The sequence below is a fragment of the Yoonia sp. R2331 genome (assembly GCF_041103235.1).
Lineage (GTDB): Bacteria > Pseudomonadota > Alphaproteobacteria > Rhodobacterales > Rhodobacteraceae > CANMYO01.
In genome coordinates, this window is the sequence record NZ_JBGCUN010000002.1 from 520,568 (window position 1) to 537,458 (window position 16,891).

At 59.4% G+C, this 16,891-nt stretch carries 19 protein-coding genes; 12 read left to right on the forward strand and 7 right to left on the reverse strand.

Annotated elements, in window-relative coordinates; all coding sequences use genetic code 11:
* Positions 1–30: 30 nt before the first annotated feature.
* Entirely contained in the window at positions 31–1,683 is a 1,653-nt protein-coding gene (locus tag AB3Y40_RS17375; protein WP_369440132.1) for an electron transfer flavoprotein-ubiquinone oxidoreductase, read from the reverse strand.
* A 192-nt stretch (positions 1,684–1,875) separates the two neighbouring features.
* Between AB3Y40_RS17375 and greA the strand changes: the two genes are divergently transcribed.
* From greA to AB3Y40_RS17425, 10 genes are read left to right on the forward strand one after another with little or no spacing between them, the layout of a single operon-like run.
* Complete coding sequence (greA, locus tag AB3Y40_RS17380) at positions 1,876–2,346, forward strand: transcription elongation factor GreA (protein WP_369440133.1); 471 nt, start codon at positions 1,876–1,878, stop codon at positions 2,344–2,346.
* An 11-nt stretch (positions 2,347–2,357) separates the two neighbouring features.
* Positions 2,358–3,344: a hypothetical protein gene (locus tag AB3Y40_RS17385; protein ID WP_369440134.1), complete on the forward strand. Its 987-nt coding sequence runs from the start codon at positions 2,358–2,360 to the stop codon at positions 3,342–3,344.
* A 1-nt stretch (position 3,345) separates the two neighbouring features.
* Positions 3,346–4,275: an AEC family transporter gene (locus AB3Y40_RS17390; RefSeq protein WP_369440135.1), complete on the forward strand. Its 930-nt coding sequence runs from the start codon at positions 3,346–3,348 to the stop codon at positions 4,273–4,275.
* A 39-nt stretch (positions 4,276–4,314) separates the two neighbouring features.
* Positions 4,315–5,142, forward strand: coding sequence for an S-formylglutathione hydrolase (fghA, locus tag AB3Y40_RS17395; protein ID WP_369440136.1), 828 nt, complete (start codon positions 4,315–4,317; stop codon positions 5,140–5,142).
* Entirely contained in the window at positions 5,139–5,582 is a 444-nt protein-coding gene (locus AB3Y40_RS17400) for a YaiI/YqxD family protein (RefSeq protein WP_369440137.1), read from the forward strand. The genes fghA and AB3Y40_RS17400 overlap by 4 nt, the downstream gene beginning before the upstream one ends.
* Positions 5,579–6,529: a DMT family transporter gene (locus AB3Y40_RS17405; RefSeq protein ID WP_369440138.1), complete on the forward strand. Its 951-nt coding sequence runs from the start codon at positions 5,579–5,581 to the stop codon at positions 6,527–6,529. Before AB3Y40_RS17400 ends, AB3Y40_RS17405 begins: the two co-directional genes overlap by 4 nt.
* A 30-nt stretch (positions 6,530–6,559) precedes the next feature.
* Positions 6,560–7,165: an HAD family hydrolase gene (locus tag AB3Y40_RS17410; protein WP_369440139.1), complete on the forward strand. Its 606-nt coding sequence runs from the start codon at positions 6,560–6,562 to the stop codon at positions 7,163–7,165.
* A complete protein-coding gene (locus AB3Y40_RS17415; RefSeq protein WP_369440140.1) occupies positions 7,162–8,064 on the forward strand; it encodes an ornithine cyclodeaminase family protein in 903 nt (300 codons plus the stop codon). The genes AB3Y40_RS17410 and AB3Y40_RS17415 overlap by 4 nt, the downstream gene beginning before the upstream one ends.
* Positions 8,061–8,852 carry a phytanoyl-CoA dioxygenase family protein gene (locus tag AB3Y40_RS17420; RefSeq protein ID WP_369440141.1) on the forward strand — a complete coding sequence of 264 codons (792 nt, stop codon included), beginning with the start codon at positions 8,061–8,063 and terminating at the stop codon, positions 8,850–8,852. Before AB3Y40_RS17415 ends, AB3Y40_RS17420 begins: the two co-directional genes overlap by 4 nt.
* Positions 8,849–9,772: an alpha/beta fold hydrolase gene (locus AB3Y40_RS17425; RefSeq protein ID WP_369440142.1), complete on the forward strand. Its 924-nt coding sequence runs from the start codon at positions 8,849–8,851 to the stop codon at positions 9,770–9,772. Before AB3Y40_RS17420 ends, AB3Y40_RS17425 begins: the two co-directional genes overlap by 4 nt.
* Here AB3Y40_RS17425 and AB3Y40_RS17430 read toward each other — a convergent pair.
* The 3 genes from AB3Y40_RS17430 to AB3Y40_RS17440 all read right to left on the reverse strand — a co-directional run bounded on the left by AB3Y40_RS17430 (position 9,769) and on the right by AB3Y40_RS17440 (position 12,793).
* Positions 9,769–10,884 (reverse strand): GGDEF domain-containing protein, encoded by a 1,116-nt coding sequence (locus AB3Y40_RS17430; RefSeq protein ID WP_369440143.1) that lies wholly within the window; start codon positions 10,882–10,884, stop codon positions 9,769–9,771. The genes AB3Y40_RS17425 and AB3Y40_RS17430 overlap by 4 nt on opposite strands.
* Positions 10,885–11,022: 138 nt before the next feature.
* Positions 11,023–12,258, reverse strand: a complete 1,236-nt coding sequence (locus tag AB3Y40_RS17435; RefSeq protein ID WP_369440144.1) for an MFS transporter — start codon at positions 12,256–12,258, stop codon at positions 11,023–11,025.
* A gap of 31 nt (positions 12,259–12,289) precedes the next feature.
* Complete coding sequence (locus AB3Y40_RS17440; RefSeq protein WP_369440145.1) at positions 12,290–12,793, reverse strand: GNAT family N-acetyltransferase; 504 nt, start codon at positions 12,791–12,793, stop codon at positions 12,290–12,292.
* Positions 12,794–12,857: 64 nt separating this feature from the next.
* Here AB3Y40_RS17440 and zapE point away from each other — a divergent pair, with 64 nt between their 5' ends.
* Positions 12,858–13,922 (forward strand): cell division protein ZapE, encoded by a 1,065-nt coding sequence (zapE, locus tag AB3Y40_RS17445; RefSeq protein WP_369440146.1) that lies wholly within the window; start codon positions 12,858–12,860, stop codon positions 13,920–13,922.
* On the opposite strand, the gene AB3Y40_RS17450 is transcribed toward zapE, so the two are convergent.
* Positions 13,913–14,542, reverse strand: a complete 630-nt coding sequence (locus AB3Y40_RS17450; protein WP_369440147.1) for a LysM peptidoglycan-binding domain-containing protein — start codon at positions 14,540–14,542, stop codon at positions 13,913–13,915. The two genes, zapE and AB3Y40_RS17450, sit on opposite strands and share 10 nt — an antisense overlap.
* Here AB3Y40_RS17450 and AB3Y40_RS17455 point away from each other — a divergent pair.
* Positions 14,514–14,708 (forward strand): hypothetical protein, encoded by a 195-nt coding sequence (locus tag AB3Y40_RS17455; RefSeq protein WP_369440148.1) that lies wholly within the window; start codon positions 14,514–14,516, stop codon positions 14,706–14,708. The genes AB3Y40_RS17450 and AB3Y40_RS17455 overlap by 29 nt on opposite strands.
* Before the next feature lie 317 nt (positions 14,709–15,025).
* Here the strand turns inward: AB3Y40_RS17455 and AB3Y40_RS17460 are convergent, their stop codons facing one another.
* Together AB3Y40_RS17460 and AB3Y40_RS17465 are read right to left on the reverse strand one after the other, a co-directional pair.
* Entirely contained in the window at positions 15,026–15,568 is a 543-nt protein-coding gene (locus tag AB3Y40_RS17460) for a hypothetical protein (protein WP_369440149.1), read from the reverse strand.
* Between the two features lie 140 nt (positions 15,569–15,708).
* Complete coding sequence (locus AB3Y40_RS17465) at positions 15,709–16,320, reverse strand: rhodanese-like domain-containing protein (RefSeq protein ID WP_369440150.1); 612 nt, start codon at positions 16,318–16,320, stop codon at positions 15,709–15,711.
* Positions 16,321–16,891 lie beyond the last annotated feature (571 nt).

The window sequence follows — 16,891 nt, forward strand, 5'->3', positions numbered from 1 at the left end:
CGGCCACTGGGGCCGTCTTTTGCTGATGGGTCACATATTCGGGTAGTTCGGTCCGTCGCCGCCCTGTGGGACGGTCCAGGTGATGTTCTGGCTGGGGTCCTTGATGTCGCAGGTCTTGCAGTGCACGCAGTTTTGGAAGTTGATCTGGAACCGGGTGTCTTTGCCCTCTTCCTCGACGAATTCGTAGACGCCTGCTGGACAATAGCGGGCCGAGGGGCCGGCGTATTCGGCCAGATTGACGTTCACCGGGATCGCGGTATCGGTCAGGTGCAAATGCGCGGGCTGGCTTTCTTCGTGGTTGGTAAAGCTGAAGGCCACATTGGTCAGGCGGTCGAAAGACAATTTGCCATCGGGCTTGGGGTAGTCGATGACTTTGTGTTTGCTGGCCTTTTCGGTGGCATCCGCGTCGGATTTGCCGTGCTTGAGCGTGCCCAACAGCGACGTGCCCAAGATCGTGTTGCACCACATATCAAAGCCACCCACGGCGAGCGAAGCCAGCAGGCCCTTGTTCGACCACAGCGGCTTGACGTTGCGCACTTTCTTGAGATCATCGCCAATCTCGCCGTTGCGCACGGCCCGGTCGTAGCCATCCAACAGATCGCCGCCGCGTCCGTCGGCCATCGCGGCCACAGCGGCCTCTGCCGCGGCGATGCCGGACAGCATGGCGTTGTGGTTGCCCTTGATCCGCGGAACGTTGACCATGCCTGCTGCACAACCCAAAAGCGCGCCGCCCGGGAATTCAAGTTGCGGCATCGACTGATAGCCGCCTTCGGAAATGGCACGCGCGCCGTAAGCCACGCGCTTGCCGCCTTCCAGCAGGTCAGCGACCATCGGGTGATGCTTAAATCGCTGGAATTCCATGTAGGGGAACAGATGTGGGTTTTTGTAGTTCAGATGGACGACAAAGCCGACATAGACCTGATTGTTTTCAAGGTGATAGATAAAGGACCCACCCCCTGCGTTGCCGCCCAGGGGCCAGCCCATCGTGTGGGTCACGGTGCCTTCTTTGTGCTTGGCTGGGTCGATTTCCCAGATTTCTTTCATCCCGATGCCATATTTCTGGACATCGGATTTGGCGCCAAGGTCGTATTTCGCGATCACCTGTTTGGACAGGGACCCGCGCACGCCTTCGCCAAGGAAGACGTATTTGCCGTGCAATTCCATCCCGGGTTCGTAGTTTGCACCCTGGCTGCCGTCCGCCTCTTTGCCGAATTCACCAGCGACGACGCCCTTCACTTCGCCGTTCTCGCCGTAGACCAGCTCTGAACAGGACATGCCGGGGAAGATTTCGACGCCCAGCTCTTCGGCTTGTTCGGCCATCCAGCGGCAAACGTTGCCCATCGACACGATGTAGTTGCCGTGGTTGTTCATCAGCGGCGGCATAACAAAATTGGGAATCCGTACTTCGCCCGCCTCGCCAAGCATGTAGAAATTGTCAGCATTGACCGGGGTGTTCAGCGGCGCTCCCTTGGCTTTCCAGTCAGGGATCAGCTTGTTCAGGCCGACGGGGTCCAGCACGGCGCCTGACAGGATATGCGCGCCCACCTCGGACCCTTTTTCAAGCACCACCACATTCAGGTCGGCATCCAGTTGCTTGAGGCGGATCGCCGCCGAAAGGCCAGCGGGGCCCGCACCCACGATGACCACGTCATATTCCATTGCTTCGCGTTCAATATCAGCCACGGCCCGGATCCTTTGATTCATCAAGAAACATTGTTGCGCACCGGGTTAGCGTAAGGTTGCGAATTGGGCAATCAGGACACGACGTTAAAACGCCTGACCGCGACGGGATGGCGCGGCTTGCACTTGACACTCACTTGCCCACATAAGCTATGAACGTTCGATTGATAGATTTACACCCGAGGGGGTGACGACATGGAAAAGATCCTGATGACGCAGTCCGGCTTTGCCAAGCTGGATGAAGAGCTTAAGCACCTCAAGACGGTGGAACGCCCGGCGATTATCCGGGCGATTGCCGAAGCGCGCGAGCATGGCGATTTGTCCGAAAATGCAGAATACCATTCTGCCAAGGAAAAGCAGTCGTTCATCGAAGGCCGCGTGAAAGAGCTGGAGGGCGCGATTTCGCTCGCCGATGTCATTGATCCCAAAAAGCTGTCGGGCTCGGTCAAGTTTGGCGCGACAATTGAACTGGTCGATGAAGACACCGACGAGGAAAAAACCTTTCAGATTGTGGGCGAATACGAGGCCGACATCGAAAAGGGCTTGCTGAACATCAAATCCCCGCTCGCCCGCGCCATGATCGGCAAGGAAGAGGGTGACAGCGTTGAAGTACGCACACCCGGTGGCGAAAAATCCTACGAGATCCTCAAGGTCACGTATCAATAGCAGAGGCACGCATGGCCGAAGGCCCGCGCAAACCCGTTCTGGTCAACGATACCGGCGTCAGCTCGACCGAGGTGGTGGCGATTGTGCTGTCCGTTGTCTGGATGGCGGCAGTCGGGTTGTTTTTCCTGCTGTTGCCGCCTGCGCCTGCCGAGGGTGAAAGTGCGGACAGCCTGCGGATCGTGCTGATCCTGATGGCGATTTTCCTGCCGGTTGCAATGATCTGGGTGGCCGCTGTGGCCGCCCGCACCAGCCGAATCATGCGGGAAGAATCCTATCGCTTGCAGTCGGCCATTGATGGGTTGCGTCAGACCTATGTGGCGGATCGTGCACAAGGTGGCAGCACAGTGCCGACGGTTGAAAAGAAGCTGAACGAGATTGCCCAGACCGCGCGCAAGACAGAAACCGCGCTTGCGACCTTTACCTCGAACCGCGAGGCGCAGAAGGCCAAGGCGGTGCCGCTGCATCCGCAACCGGCAGAAGATCAACCCGCCCTTGCGCTGGGCACCAGTGCCGAAGATCTGACCCCGCCGCTGAGCCGGATTGATTTCGTGCGCGCGCTGAACTTTCCCGACCACGATCAGGACACGCAGGGCTTTGGCGCGTTGCGGCGCGCGCTGAAGGATCGCACGGCGCGGCAGTTGGTGCAGGCAAGCCAAGACGTGCTGACCCTGCTCAGCCAGGATGGCATCTACATGGATGATCTGCGCCCCGACCGCGCCCGGCCAGAGATCTGGCGGCGCTTTGCCAAAGGCGAACGCGGGCGCACGATGGCGTCCTTGGGTGGCATTCGGGACCGGTCATCGTTGGCACTGACAGCAGGCCGCATGCGCGAAGACACGATTTTCCGCGATGCGGCGCACCATTTTCTGCGCTTGTTCGACAAGACCCTGGTGACCTTTGAGCCAGAGGCGAGCGATGAAGACCTGATCGCCCTGTCCGAAACCCGCACATCCCGCGCCTTCATGTTGTTGGGACGCGTGACTGGCGCGTTCGACTGACATGCTGGACATTTTGCTGCAAACCCTGCCGTTCTTTGCGGTCATTGGGCTTGGCTACGGGTCCGGGCGCACCGGGTTTTTCAGTGCAGAGGCCACAGCCTACCTGACCAAGTTCGTCTTTTACTTCGCCCTCTCGGCCATGTTGTTCCGGTTTTCGGCGAACCTGTCGCTGGCGGATATTCTGGATTGGCCTTTTGTCGGGGCCTATCTGGCGGGATCCGCCGTGGTCTATGTGCTGGCGACATTGGTTGCTATGGCGCGTCGCTTGCCGGTGGCAGAGGCCGCGGTCGAAGCGCAATGCGCGGTGATCGGCAATGTGGGTTTTCTGGGCATCCCGATGCTGGCGCTGTTGCTGGGCGAGGCATCGGTGGGCTTTATCATGATGGTACTGGCGGTTGATCTGATCGTTTTTGGCAGCCTGATCGTGATCCTGATCACCGGCAGCCGCGATGGGCGGTTTAGCCCGGCAATTCTGATCACGGTGGGGCTGGGGCTGTTGAAGAACCCGATGATCGTCTCGATCTCATTGGGGTTGATCGTCTCGTCGCTGGCGTTGCAGATCCCCGGTCCGGTCAATGCATTTCTGGAACTATTGGGCGGTGCAGCCACGCCTGCCGCGCTTTTTGCGATTGGGGCGTCACTGGCCACGAAATCGGCAGAGCGGGTCAGCATCGCGGGGTGGCTGTCGTTCTGCAAGCTGGTGCTGCATCCGGCGGCGGTGGCCTTTGCCGCCCTGTTCGTTTTTGCCATCGACCCCTATGCCGCAGGCGTAATGATTGCCGCAGCCGCGCTGCCGGTGGCGGGCAACGTCTATATCCTGGCCCAGCACTATGGCGTGGCGCCGACGCGGGTCTCTGCATCAATCCTGATTTCGACCGCGATCAGCGTCTTGACGGTGTCGGGTGTCATTGCATGGGTGACAAGCTTCTGACCCTGCGGTAGCCCTTGGAGAAATGACAGGGGTTACACAATGAAAACGATCTCGGAAAACATGTGCTACGGCGGAACGCAGGGTGTTTATTCGCATGCCTCAACCGCAACTGGAACAGACATGACCTTTGGCCTGTTTCTACCCGAAGAGGCACAGCACGCACCGGTGCCAGTCTTGTGGTTCCTCTCGGGCCTGACGTGCACCCATGAAAACGCGATGACCAAAGCGGGCGCGCAGGCTTGGGCCGCAGAACAGGGGATCGCGCTTGTGTTTCCCGACACGTCGCCTCGTGGCGAAGGGGTGCCTGATGATGACGCTTATGATCTGGGTCAGGGGGCCGGCTTTTACATCGATGCCATCGAAGAACCGTGGTCCAAAAACTTCAAGATGTGGACCTATGTGGCCGAAGAATTGCCAGCGCTGCTGGGGCAGGAATTCCCCTTGGACATGGATCGCCAATCGATCACTGGCCATTCGATGGGCGGTCACGGGGCTCTGACGCTAGCGATGGCGCTCAAAGGTCGGTTCCGGTCCGTGTCGGCCTTTGCGCCGATTTGCAACCCAACCAAAAGCGACTGGGGTCGCAAGCAGTTCGGCGCCTATTGGGGTGACGAAGCGAACTGGGGCCCGCATGATGCGACCACGCTGATCGAAAGCGAAGGCTTTGACGGGCCGATGCTGGTTGATACCGGCACAAAAGACCAATTCTGGGAGCTTTTGGGCACCGAAGCCTTTGCTGCTGCTTTCGCGGCCAAACGCCAGCGCGGGCAGCTGCGCCTGCAAGAGGGCTATGACCACAGCTATTTCTTCATCTCGACTTTCATGGAAGACCATGTCGCCTTTCACGCCGAGGCGCTTTATTCGTGATCTACGTCGATGCCGATGCCTGCCCGGTCAAGGCCGAAGTGGAACGGGTCGGCACGCGCCACAAGGTGAAAATGTTCATCGTCTCGAACGGCGGCATCAGGCCGTCGCAAAACCCCTTCGTGGAAACCGTCGTGGTACCAGATGGCCCCGATGTGGCTGATATGTGGATCGCGGACCGCGCGGGGCCAGGCGATGTGGTCATAACAGGTGACATCCCGCTGGCCGCGCGGTGCATCGAGAACGGCGCGCAAGTGCTCAAGCACAATGGCGAGGCGCTCACGGACAAAAACATCGGCAACGTGCTGGCAACGCGCGACCTGATGGCCGACATGCGCGCGGCTGATCCGTTCCGGCAAGGCGGCGGCAAAACCTTTGGCAAGAATGACAGATCGCGGTTTCTGGATGCATTGGAGCGCGCTTTGCGCGCGGCCTCTAGGTGACGCGTTCGCCGCAGTTTATTGGTGCGGCCTGCGCCTCTGCCTCGGTCATCTTTTTTTCGATCAATGATGTGCTGATCAAGTTCCTGTCGGGCGGTTATGCGCTGCATCAGGTGGTGCTGTTGCGGTCACTCATCGGGCTTTTGGTGATTGCGGTGCTAATCCTGCCATTTTCTGGCGGTCTGACGGCGCTGCGCACCAAACGGCTGGGGATGCATATTTTTCGTGGCCTTTGCGTCGTGACCGCAAATATGACTTTCTTTCTTGGCCTCGCCGCGATGGAGCTTGCCACAGCAGTTGCAATCTTCTTTGTCAGCCCGCTGGTGATTACGGTCTTTTCGGTCGTCTTTCTGGGTGAAACCGTGGGCCCACGGCGCTGGATCGCGATTGTGGTGGGTTTTGTTGGCGTTCTGATCATCCTACGGCCCGGCACGGATGCCTTCCAGTTCGCCTCTCTTCTGCCGCTGATCGCCGCGGTGGCCTATGCCGGGATCCACATGATCACGCGCAAGATTGGCGGCACGGAAAGTGCGGCGACAATGGCCGTTTACATCCAACTGGTGTTCATCACTGTCTGCGCGGTGATCGGCCTTGCCGTAGGCGATGGCCGCTTTGGTGACCAGTCAGACCCATCGCTGCAATTCCTGCTGCGTGCCTGGAGCTGGCCGGATGCAGGCGACTACTGGGTCTTTGCCCTTCTGGGGTTCGGCGTTGGCATCGCGGGTTTTTTAATCAGTCAGGCTTACCGCGTGGCCGAAGCGGCCTTTGTCGCGCCTTTTGAATACCTTGCAATGCCGTTGGCGATCCTCTGGGGCTACGTGGTCTTTAGCGAGGTGCCGGATCGTTTGACCTTTGTTGGGGCCGGGCTGATCATCGGTGGCGGGCTCTTTACGTTGTGGCGCGAGGCGCGTGTGGCTGATGTGGCCGCCGCCCCGCGCACCCGCCGTTGAACTGCGCGCGCCATTGGCTAAGGTGCAGGTATGACCATCAATGCAGTGATCTTTGATATCGGCAATGTACTGATCGAGTGGCAACCAGAACGGTTTTATGATCGCGTTATCGGTAAGGCGCGCCGCCGTGACATGTTTGCTGCCCTTGATTTGCATGGCATGAACGATGACGTCGACAAAGGCGCTGATTTCCGCACGACCGTGACGCAGTTTGCCGCCGCCAATCCCGATTGGCACGGCGAGATCATGATGTGGCACGACAATTGGCTTGAAATGGCAGCCCCTGCCATCGACGGGTCGGTTGATATTTTGCGCAAGCTCCGCGCCGCAGGTGTACCGGTCTTTGCGCTCTCGAATTTTGGGGTGCAGACCTTTGAGATTGCCGAGCCGGTTTATCCATTTCTGACCGAATTCGACCGGCGCTATATCTCGGGACATATGCGAGTGACCAAGCCTGACCCGGCGATCTATCAAATGGTCGAGGACGATTGTGGCCTGCCGCCCGACACGTTGCTGTTTGCAGACGACCGACAGGACAATATTGACGCCGCGGCCGCGCGAAACTGGCAGACCCACCTTTTTGATGGGCCATCCGGATTCGCGGACCGGCTACAAGCCGAAGGGTTGCTGCCGTGACGGTGTTGATCCCGTTCGAGGCGGAGGCCGCCTTGGATTGGCTGGCCCTGACCGACACGCTGGCCGCCGGGCACATCATGCCCAAGGGCTCGGTCGAGGATGTGTTTCTTTATCGGGACGACAACACGCTTTTGAACCGGTCCGCGTGGATCAAGGGGATGGGGCTGGCCGTCAAATGCGCCACTGTTTTTCCTGGCAATCCCGCTGCGGGCAAACCGATGATCGCAGGTGCGGTCAATCTGTTTTCGGACACCGATGGCACGCTCGAAGCGATCCTGGATTTCAAGCTGGTGACGAAGTGGAAAACGGCGGGCGACAGCCTGTTGGCCGCGCGCCGGTTGGCCCGCCCCGACAGCCGCAATATCCTGATCGTAGGCGCTGGCACAGTAGGTCGGTCATTGTGGCAGGCCTATAGTGCGGCTTTTCCCGACGCGCAGTTCACAGTCTGGAACCGGTCACCTGCCGGGGCCGACAAGTTCGTGCGCGACTGCCCCAGCGTGAATGTTGCCACGGATTTAGAGGCCGCAGTGCGCGCGGCTGACATCGTAACCTCGGCCACGATGTCAACCGAACCGGTGATCAAGGGGGATTGGCTGCAACCCGGCCAGCATATCGACCTGATCGGAGCCTACCGGCCTGACATGCGCGAGGTTGACGACACCGCTCTGCAAAAGTCGCGGCTTTTTGTGGACAGTTATGACACCACGCTGGACCATATTGGTGAGCTAAAGATCCCGCTGGCCAGTGGCGTCATTGCCCGCGGCGATGTGGTGGCGGATTTCTATGCTCTGGATGCCTTTACCCGTGATCCCGATGACATCACCTTGTTCAAGAACGGCGGCGGCGCGCATTTGGACCTGATGACCAGCCGCTACATCCTGGAAAGCTTTGGACCATGATCACCACCCAAGAGATTGCTGATTTTCAGCGTGATGGCGCAGTCGTGGTGCGCGGTGTCTTTGCCGATTGGGTGGATCGTTTGGCCGAAGGGGTCGCGCAGAACATGGCTGATCCGGGGCCATATGCCTCTGAAAACGCAGTAAGTGAGGGGCGGTTTTTTGATGACTACTGCAACTGGACCCGTATCCCGGCCTTCGTGGATGTCGTGAACAACAGTCCTGCAGCGGCACTCGCCGCAGCGGCCATGAAAAGCCGCACGGCGCAGTTCTTTCATGACCACGTTCTGGTCAAAGAACCCGGCACGCCCAAGCCGACACCGTGGCACCAAGACGCGCCTTATTACTTTGTCAGCGGCCAGCAAACGGTCAGCCTTTGGATCCCGCTTGATCCGGTGAAAGAGGCGTCGCTGCGGTTTATCGCGGGCTCGCACAGGTGGGACAGGTTGGTGCGCCCGGTCAGTTGGGCGGACGACAGCGACTTCTACGAAGGGTCGCATGAGTGGACACCTGTGCCAGACCCGGATGCCGACCCTAACGAGACGCAAGTCGTCGAGTGGGCGATGGAGCCGGGCGATGTCGTCTTGTTCGACTTTCGCACAGCACACGGCGCGCGGGGGAACACCACAACCACGCGCAGGCGGGCGGTGTCGCTGCGCTGGGTCGGGGATGACGCGCGCTATGTAGAGCGGCCCGGTCGCACCTCGCCGCCATTTCCGGGGCATGACATGACACCGGGCGCGCGGCTGCGCGCTGATTGGTTTCCAATCATCCACGGATCAGACGCATGATGTGGGTCACTTTTGTTGTATTGGCCGTTGTCGTGGCCTGGCCCTTCATGATGGAAAGCCGCAAGGTGCGGATCGGGCGCGCCGAACGGGAAGGCGCACCGGGCGGGTTCGCAAGGCTGCCGCAGGGGGTCACCTATCACCGGTGGTTCGGCCCGACACGCGGGCCTGTCATTGTCGCGATCCACGGGCTGACCACGCCATCCGTCGCGTTTGCAGAAATGGCCGAAGGGTTGGGTGCGCTAGGCTATCGGGTTCTGACCTATGATCTTTTTGGGCGCGGCCTGTCAGATGCGCCCAAGGGCGCGCAGACCGAGGCGTTCTTCCACCAACAACTGAATGATTTGTTGACGGATCAAGAGGTTACAGACGACCTGACCCTGATAGGCTATTCCATGGGGGGGTCGATCGCGGCAACATTCGCCGCCGCCCAACCAGAGCGGATATCCCGCGTCATCCTGCTGGCAAGTGCGGGGATTCAGGCCAATGAAACCGGGTTTGACAGGTTTTGCAGGACAACGCCGTTCCTTGGGGATTGGCTGTTTCTGGCTTTAGGTGGCAGGCGGCTCGCAGCTGCATTTGACACCGAACACAGCGGCAGCCAGTGGCCCCAGGTTGCGGTCGCGCAACGGGCCGAGCTGGCGCGTCAAGGCTATCTGCCCAGCGTTCTGTCCAGCCGTCGCGGCATGCTGAGCGACCAGACAGAAGAGGCGCATCGCGCGCTGGGGCGTGCGGGTGTGCCGGTTGTGGGTGTTTGGGGGGATGCTGATCCGGTCATCCCGCTTTCCGCTTTGGGGCAGTTGACCCAGTGGAACCGGGCCACGATGCAAGAAGTGATCGAGGGTGCAGATCATGCCTTGCCTTATAGTCATGCGCAGGCCGTCGTGGACCGCCTGCGCGATGTGTTGCGAGAGCGGGACTAGGCCGCCTGCGCCTTGACGTTGGCAAAGCTGGCGTCGAGTGAAATCCGATTGCGACCATCGTCCTTGGCCGCATAAAGTGCGTCGTCAGCGGCACGTAGCAGCGTGTCAAAATTGGTCGGTCGGTCGCAGTATGTGGCACCCATGCTGATGGATGCATCGATCAAGACCCCGTCGATCACGATAGGTTCCCGACAGACTGCATGACGGCACCGTTCTGCCACGATCTCGGCGATGCCGGGTGTGACGTTTGGCAGAACCACGACAAATTCGTCCCCTCCAAGCCGCGCAAAGATGTCTTCGGGGCGCAGGCATGACTTTACCCGCTGGCTGATGAATTGCAGAACCTTGTCGCCGATCAGGTGACCAAACTGATCATTGATGGCCTTGAATCTATCAATGTCGAAATAGAGCAACACGCTGCCATCGCGTTCCGCGACGGACAGGTGTAAGCGGTCGACCATTTTGACGAGGCTACGGCGGTTCAGAAGATTGGTCAGCGGATCTGTTTCAGCGGCAGTGCGTAGATCAGAAAGCTCTGTCCGCAGCAGGTGTTCACGCATGATCATCTTGCCCAGGCCCCAGGTGCAAACAATGTTTGCCACCAGAATAATGGGGGCCAAATCACGCAAAAAGACATCCCGGAAGGGCGGCGGCAGGAACAACCCCACCAAAATATGTGCAGAGATCATAACCCCCAAAAGCCCAAGCGCTGTATGGCTATAGTTTGTTTTGTTTCGCTGGTTTAGGAACCAGATCAGCGCCATCCCGGCACTGACGGACATCGCGATAATACCGATCATCGCCCCCGGACCACCGATCAAAAGTCGCGTGGCGACACCAAAGACCAGTGTGATGGCCCCGGCGAGCGGGCCCAGAAAGGCAAAAGCCACCCCCACCATCAGGTTGCGCAGATCAAAGATCATCCCTTCTGCTAGGGTAAGCGGCGCATGCATTGAAATGACAGTGCCAATCCCGAACAAGACACCCAGCGACAGGTTTCGGACCCGTTCGGTGCGGCGCCATCGTCCGATGGCCCCGTAAGCATAGACCAGCGACACTGTCAGCGCGATCGGTTGTAGGAATATCGTCAGTGTGGAAAGAAGGTTCGCCATGTGCGTTCTCCGATTGCGTTTTGCAATTGGCTGCAATCTGTCGCGGGAACTTGTAGAATCCCTTAAGCCACGGCGAAATGTTGCTGGTCTGACGGAAAACGCGCAGCAAAATTAGTTCAAATTATCTGGAACATAGAGCTAAGCAGGTGCCGGAACGGTGCGTTCGCGAATTGGTAGGTGAACCAGCGCGCTGAATGCGCCGACACCTACGCCGACCCACCACACGGTCGTATAGCTGCCGTAGATGTCGTAGAGCCGCCCGCCGAGCCAGACACCAAGAAACGACCCCAACTGGTGGCTGAAGAACACGATCCCGTAAAGGGTGCCCATATACCGCAGCCCATAAAGGTGCGCCACAAGGCCAGAGGTCAGCGGCACCGTGGCCAGCCACAAGCTGCCCATGACGACCGAAAAGATGATCACCGTGGTGGGCGTCATCGGGGTCATGATGAACCACGCGGCGATCACGGTGCGGCCAGCGTAGATGCCGGCCAGCAAGTATTTCTTTGGGTATCGCTTGCCAAGATAACCCGCGAACAACGTGCCTGCGATGTTCGCAAGGCCAATCAGTGAAATCGCAATGGCCCCCAGCGCGCTCGTCGTCGTGATCCCAAGCCCCGCCAAAACGCCGCCTGTCTGGATTGGGCCGCAAGCCTCGGCCACGAAGGCCGGAAAGTGGGCCGTCACAAAAGCAAGCTGATAGCCGCAGGAGAAGAAGCCCAGAAAGATCAGCGTGTATGACGGGTCGCGGAAGGCCCGGGTCAACGTGGCGCCCATGGTTTCGGTCAGCTCTGCCTTGCTGGCGGGGGCCGGGTTGCGCATCATTGGCAACACCGCCAACACTGCCAGAATGGCCCCCGCAAAGCAGACAAAGACCATCTGCCATGTCATCAGGGTCAGCAGATACTCGGCCAGTGGCGCCCCAAAGACCTGCCCGGCAGAGCCCGCAGCGGTGGCAATCGCCAAGGCCATCGACCGGTTGTCAACCGATGCCGCGCGGCCGACCACTGCAAGGATGACGCCAAAACCTGTACCCGCGACACCAAAGCCCACCAGCACTTCGTAGAACTGATGTGCGAGCGGAGTGGTGGCTCCGGCAGATAACAAGAGCCCTGCTGCGTAGAAAAGGGCCCCAAGGATGATCGCACGGCGGTCACCGATCTTTTCAGCCAATGCGCCGAAGATCGGCTGCCCAATCCCCCAGGCCAGGCTCTGGATTGCAATCGCAAGGCTGAACTCTGCCCGCGGCCAGCCGAACTCTTCTGCGATGGGAATCTGGAAAACACCAAAGGAAGCGCGGATTGCAAAGCCCGTCATGATGATCAGACAGCCAGCAACCAGCACCGGTGTGATCAAGGGCGCTTTATGTTCCATGGGTTCAGTTGTCCGCCGGGTCGCGGGAATGTCAATTATGCAAAATGTGATGCGGGTCATCACAAACATAGGCGCGTTCGCTGAACCTGAATTGACCCATCGCTTCGGTGCGGGTCTCAAGATGCCGCATCCCGATCTTCTCATAGAAGCCGCAGGCGCGCGCATTCCCTTCAACGACCAATGCAGAAAATGGCTGGCCGCCGCGCCCAAGCGCGTGACGCAACAGGGCCTGTGCCGTGCCCGTGCCATAGGCCGGACGCAGGACGTAAAAGCTGTAAAGCTCATCGCGATAGCCTGCATCCAGCAGGACTTGATCCCGCTGCGGTCCCACTTGCGCAAATCCCACATCGGGGGATACGGCAATGCGGGATTGGCCCTCCGCGATCAGTCGGGACCACAGCTTGAAACGGTAGGTCAGATCGCGCTTTGCAATCTCGACATCGGGCAAAAGACCCACGTAAGCCTCTTGCCAGGCCCGCACATGGACATGGGCCAGCATTTGGGCGTCATCAGGTGTTGCGTCGCGGATCATCATGATCCGAAAGGTGACCGCGCGATGAGCGCTTTTCAACCATGCAGGTCAGACGTATCCATGTGACATGACGATCAAAGATGCATACGCCGCCGCAGTTGCCGCCGGCACGTTGAAAGAAGATGCCGCCCAACTTGCGGTCTTGCCGGAACTGGAACGCATTCGCCGCGCCATGGGTGCGCCTGTCAAACGCACCGGGTTCTTTCGCAAAACGGCAGAGGCAGTGCCGGGGCTTTATATGTGGGGCGGGGTCGGGCGTGGCAAATCCATGCTGATGGACCTGCTTTATGACCATGTCGATGCACCCAAGGACCGGCAGCATTTTCATGCGTTTATGCAGTGGGTTCACGCTGAGATGGCCGAGGCGCGCAAAGCGGGCGTGGATGATGCAATCAAGCCCGTCGCCGCAAAGCTGACCGAGAGAATCCGCTTTTTGGCTTTTGACGAAATGCAGATCACCGACATTACCGATGCGATGATCGTAGGCCGCTTGTTCGAAGCGTTGTTTGCGGCGGGCGTCACGGTGGTCACCACTTCGAACCGTCCGCCGGATGACCTGTATAAGAACGGACTGAACCGGCAGTTGTTCCTGCCCTTTATTGAGCTGATCAAGGAACGATTGGTCGTGCACGAACTGACAAGTGTCACTGACCACCGGCAGGGCCGGCTGGCGGGGGCCGCGCGTTACTTTACCCCGCTGAATGCCGATACCCGCGCGGGCATGGATGAGGTCTGGGCCGATCTGACCCAAGGTCAGTCCGAAGCGCTGACACTACACGTGAAAGGCCGCGAGGTTGTGTTGCCGCGCTTTCACAACGGCGTGGCCCGTGTGCCGTTTTTTGAACTATGCGGCAGGCCGTTGGGCGCGGCCGACTATCTGACGCTGGCCGAAACGGTGCGGGTTCTGCTGATCGACGATGTCCCGCAATTGGGTCGCCAGAATTTCAACGAAGCCAAGCGCTTTGTCACATTGATCGACACGCTTTACGAAGCACGGGTCAAACTGATCTGCTCGGCGGCGGCCACGCCCGAGATGCTTTACCTCGAAGGCGAAGGCACGTTCGAATTTGAACGCACTGCCAGCCGGTTGCGCGAAATGCAGGCCGCCGATTGGGGCGAAGATCAGGCCTGAGGCAGGTTCGGGATCGCCAGCCTCTGTCCGACGCGGATCTGGTCAGGGCTGGACAGGATGCTACGGTTGGCATCATAGATCAGCGGGAACTTGTTGACGTTGCCGTAGAATTTGACAGCAATCGCACCAAGGCTGTCGCCGGGGCTGACCGTGTAAAAGCGGTACTGTTCTGTTTCTGTGGCGCGCTGGACCACGCGAACCTCAACCCCGGTTCCGTCGCCTGTTGGCACTTCTGGTACAGCAGGCGCATCCCCACCTGCGGCAATCTGCGCCTCACTCAAGATGGACTGCAGCAGGATCGCGGTATCCACACGCCCGTCAGCGGTGACAAGGATTTCCGGCACGGTCAACTGACCTGCCACGGCCGCCTCGTTCAGCAGGCTGTCAATCTCCGCGTCAGGTCGGCCTTCTTTCAGCGCGGCGACGACCAATGTCTCAAGCGCAGAGATGGGTTTGGGCGGTGATAGTGCCGTCGGGCTGCCCGTTGTTGCACCAATGTCGGCAAGGACGTCGCTGGACAGATTGGCAATCTCGGCATCAGCCACCGGCACATCAATTGTAAGGCCCAGCCCGGCCAGCACATTGGCCGTTGTGGCAGAGATTGAGCTGTCGTCGGTCATTACCCGCGGTGCGGGTTCAGGCGCTGCGGCCAAATCATTGGTCGGGGCAGAACCGGGCATAGGCACGCCGGGCAACAAGGATTGGGTAGCTGCGCGGGTCACGTCAGTGGCCGCTGCCAGCGGTTCGCTGGCTGTGGGTCGGTCACTTGGCGACACCACAATGTAGGCGCACAGGACGACAGCAAACGCAAAAAGACCCAAGACAGCTCTAATCATGACAACCCCCATCCGCACTGCCAATACATATAGATCAATCCGCATAATACGGTGGTGGCAGCCCCGTTGGCACTAAGATGTAGTGGGTGTGGTTGGGGCATGTCAAAGGGGGAATGACAGGTTTTGCGACAAAAGTGTCAGCCGGGACACTGAAACAAGAAGACAGGCCAAAGCCTGCCCCCTCGCCCTGCCAAGATCGTCGGACCACGCACAATGTTTGGGCGCATGTCCCGTTGTGCCGAATCTAGTCTGACAGATGATTCGCCGTCAATCGGAATGATTCGGTTTCGTTGATTTGCTCATCAACGGCACCTGTCTGCAGGTTGGCGCATTCGCACCCGCCACGGCAACAAGCGGCGTGTCGGGTGCGATGCTGCTATCGCGCGCCCAACTGCCGTTTACGCAAACGTCCTGCGCGTGGTTGCCGGAATTGAAGCCAAAGCCCGGGTTGCCACAATCGGTGACCGCACCATTGGCGTTCCAGCCCTGGCTGTAGCTGGCCGGAAAGCTGCCGCCGGTCGGAAAGCTTTGCGTGTCGAGATCAAAGCGCAGGTGCCACGTGGCCCCGTCACGCAGATCACGCATGTCCCACGTGCCAAGCAGATTGCCGTTGTGGTAGCCAGCGATCTTGAATGCGGTCACGTCCGCCTCTGTCGCGACGCCGGTAGCCCCGTCGGCGATTTGCATCTTGCCGGTCATGGAATAGCCATTGGCCCCGATCCAGCAGAACGAAAAATCCTGCGCAACAAGGGCGGATGGGGCGGAAAATGCGGCCACGAGGGCGGCGGTAAATGCGAAACGATGCGACATACGAAAACCTGTGAAATGTGGCGAGATCATAGCACAGACACCGCGCAATTGGGAATAATTGCCCGGCATTCCGGCGCGCTGATGATCAATCCGTGAAGGATACACAAACCGTGCACATTCCATGCACAACGCAGGGGGGCTTAGGACGCGGTTTCAGCGACACTTAGCCCCAGCGCGACCCAAACAAGCATTCCGCCCCGGTAATAGGTGATCCGGTCGGCGGGGTAACCAGCGTCAAGCAGGGCTGCGACAAGGGCGGTGGCTTGGTCGTCTGCGGGGCCGCTGTCATAGATCATCACCGGCGCTGCGGTGTCGAAGGTCAGCCTATCGGCCACACGTTGCGCACCCAGTGCCATCAGAATGTCGACGCGGTAAGGGTTGTCCGGCTGCAACACGGCGACGGGGATATTGGTCGACCCGGCAATGGCACCCCCGTCACGGGCACCACGGTTGCGCGCGTCGATCAAAAGGCCGCCACCATTGGCAACTGTCTGGCTCAGAAAGCGGATCACTTCAGGTTCGCCCACTGTTGCGACACCAGCACCCGCCAGCGTAGGTGACAAACACACTGTGCCACATCCCGCGGGCCGCGCCGTCAATGGCCCCAAGCGCGCCAGGTCGGCGCTGGGCGCTTGCGTAATCGCAGCGGCGTTTGCATCAAAAGCTACGTTTTGTGCGGATGAATCCTGGGCAAGGGCAGTCGATGCCAGCAAGGCAACCGCAGCAACAGGCAAATATCTACGCAACATCATGTCAAACCCCCACGTCGGACAATCTATATATTGACCACCCTCCAATACGCTGAGGATTTTCAGTCAACTGCCCCAGATATAGACACTGCCGGAATCGCGCGTCAAAGGGTAATTTTCAACCAATTGCAGAGTGTCGCAGCGATGTTGCGCACGGCGGGTTGGTCGGGCAGGCCCAAGCGCAATGGCCAGCCCAGACAGGGGACCAGCCTGCGCGGTGGTGAGGATCGGCGCGAGGTTGAGGGTGAACGATCACCGAAAAGTCGGCTGTCAGGGGCCTCAATGGCGCGTGCGGCCTGTCCAAACTTGCGGTTCCCATTACCGAAAAAGTGGGTCATTTTTTCGCAAACGATTGGAGCATGAATGGAACCTCGCGAAACCCCCATGTACGTCAAAGTTGGTCTGTTCGGGGTTGGTTCCCGAATAGCCGCCCAACTTTATCTGTTGGCCAGTCTTGCCCTGGCCGTCGGGCTGACTCTTTTTCTTGCGAAGCCTTGGGGGCTTCTCTTTCTACTGGCGGCGGCTTGGTATTGGGTCGCGATCAAATGGATGGACGCGCATGATGGCTGGCGCA

What these genes read in the sequence shown, in the direction of transcription:
- greA (WP_369440133.1), top strand. Translation starts at nt 1,876, where the DNA reads ATGGAAAAGATCCTGATGACGCAGTCCGGCTTTGCCAAGCTGGATGAA.
- AB3Y40_RS17385 (WP_369440134.1), top strand. Translation starts at nt 2,358, where the DNA reads ATGGCCGAAGGCCCGCGCAAACCCGTTCTGGTCAACGATACCGGCGTC.
- AB3Y40_RS17390 (WP_369440135.1), top strand. Translation starts at nt 3,346, where the DNA reads ATGCTGGACATTTTGCTGCAAACCCTGCCGTTCTTTGCGGTCATTGGG.
- fghA (WP_369440136.1), top strand. Translation starts at nt 4,315, where the DNA reads ATGAAAACGATCTCGGAAAACATGTGCTACGGCGGAACGCAGGGTGTT.
- AB3Y40_RS17410 (WP_369440139.1), top strand. Translation starts at nt 6,560, where the DNA reads ATGACCATCAATGCAGTGATCTTTGATATCGGCAATGTACTGATCGAG.
- AB3Y40_RS17420 (WP_369440141.1), top strand. Translation starts at nt 8,061, where the DNA reads ATGATCACCACCCAAGAGATTGCTGATTTTCAGCGTGATGGCGCAGTC.
- AB3Y40_RS17425 (WP_369440142.1), top strand. Translation starts at nt 8,849, where the DNA reads ATGATGTGGGTCACTTTTGTTGTATTGGCCGTTGTCGTGGCCTGGCCC.
- AB3Y40_RS17430 (WP_369440143.1), bottom strand. Translation starts at nt 10,884, where the DNA reads ATGGCGAACCTTCTTTCCACACTGACGATATTCCTACAACCGATCGCG.
- AB3Y40_RS17435 (WP_369440144.1), bottom strand. Translation starts at nt 12,258, where the DNA reads ATGGAACATAAAGCGCCCTTGATCACACCGGTGCTGGTTGCTGGCTGT.
- AB3Y40_RS17440 (WP_369440145.1), bottom strand. Translation starts at nt 12,793, where the DNA reads ATGATGATCCGCGACGCAACACCTGATGACGCCCAAATGCTGGCCCAT.
- zapE (WP_369440146.1), top strand. Translation starts at nt 12,858, where the DNA reads ATGACGATCAAAGATGCATACGCCGCCGCAGTTGCCGCCGGCACGTTG.
- AB3Y40_RS17450 (WP_369440147.1), bottom strand. Translation starts at nt 14,542, where the DNA reads ATGACCGACGACAGCTCAATCTCTGCCACAACGGCCAATGTGCTGGCC.
- AB3Y40_RS17460 (WP_369440149.1), bottom strand. Translation starts at nt 15,568, where the DNA reads ATGTCGCATCGTTTCGCATTTACCGCCGCCCTCGTGGCCGCATTTTCC.
- AB3Y40_RS17465 (WP_369440150.1), bottom strand. Translation starts at nt 16,320, where the DNA reads ATGATGTTGCGTAGATATTTGCCTGTTGCTGCGGTTGCCTTGCTGGCA.